Here is a 633-nt window from a genome sequence, read left to right as displayed (position 1 = left end):
GCTCAAACCCCCGCGCTTTGCTTTTCTGGCTGCGACGGTGCTCTTTAGCGTCGATCAAACCGGTGGCCAACAGCGCATCCAGTGCAATCAACCGAAAGGTGGTGAGCTTGCCGCCGCTGACGGTGACAATGCCATTTTCACCCCACACCGCATGGTCCCGACGCTCCTTGGACGGATCCACGCCCTTGCCGGAGGCGATAACCGGGCGCACCCCGGCGATGGTCGAATAGATGTGATCACGGGTGACGTTGCGGCCGGGGAACTGGGTGTTGATCAGCTTGAGCAGGTAGACTACTTCCCGATCACTGGCCGCAGCTTCAATATCCATGTCCTGGGGGTGGTCCAGGTCCGTGGTGCCCACACAGGTCACCCCTTCCCAGGGGAACACAAACACCGGCCGACCATCATCGGGGTGCATCACCGTAAGGCAATCGTTAACCGGCAATGCGGCCGGGTCGATAAACAGGTGGCTGCCACGCAATGGCCGCACTCTGGCCTCAGCGCCGGAAAAACGGTCTGCCCAGGCTCCGGTAGCGCTCACCACCGCAGCAGCCTTGAGCGTGGACAGCTCACCACTGACCCGGTCTTCCACGGTAACAGAGAAGCCCTGTTCACCTTTCCCGCTCTGTTCGG

The 633-nt window shown here is 61.5% G+C and carries 1 protein-coding gene; it reads right to left on the bottom strand.

Features of this window, described 5'->3' with window-relative positions; genetic code table 11:
* Positions 1-633 (bottom strand): FAD-dependent oxidoreductase (locus A3730_RS07040; protein ID WP_156501022.1); only part of this gene is annotated, 633 nt, incomplete at both ends.

It is taken from the genome of Alcanivorax sp. HI0044, from assembly GCF_001634945.1.
Note: the sequence above shows the minus strand (reverse complement) of the source record. Positions and strands in the feature narration are given on the sequence as shown.